Annotated in this window: 1 pseudogene; it reads right to left on the reverse strand. The window is 67.5% G+C overall.

The features are described from left to right. Nucleotides 1-508 (reverse strand): annotated as a pseudogene (gene lysS, locus IMZ11_RS43730) (lysine--tRNA ligase); the annotation flags it as partial.

Here is a 508-nt window from a genome sequence, read left to right on the forward strand (position 1 = left end):
GCCCGGCCGTTGGGCGCGAACACCACCGACTTGTCGCGGCGGGTGGCGAAGTACCCCAGCGAATCGTTCTTGCCGTAGGCCTCCAAGAGCCCGCGGATCGCTGATTCGTCCTCGCCGGTCAGCGCGTTGGTGGCCCGTTGTGACTGGAACAGCACGATCGCGGCGGTCATCAACGCCAAAGCGCCGAACAGGCCGAAGATCGCGTTGAGGAAGGTGTGCGAGTAGCCCTCGAAAACCTCGGTCGGCACGGTGGCGAATCCGCTCACCCGGTTGACCGCGTAGAGCAAGCGCCATTCCGGGGCGAGGGTTCCGGGGAAGAGTTCCAGCAGCCCCCAGGCGGCCAGGATGCCGATCGCCATGCCCGCGACCAGTACGACGGCGGATTTGAGCAGCGCGCCGCGGCGCACCTTGGCCCAGAACTGGTTGCGGGCCAGGACCAGCGCGGCGATGGCGGCCACGTGGAACACCACGCCGATGACCTCGCCGACATCCTCGGACAGAGTGTCGC

The sequence above is a fragment of the Microtetraspora sp. AC03309 genome, from assembly GCF_020826795.1.
In the GTDB taxonomy this organism is placed as follows: Bacteria; Actinomycetota; Actinomycetes; order Streptosporangiales; family Streptosporangiaceae; genus Microtetraspora; species Microtetraspora glauca.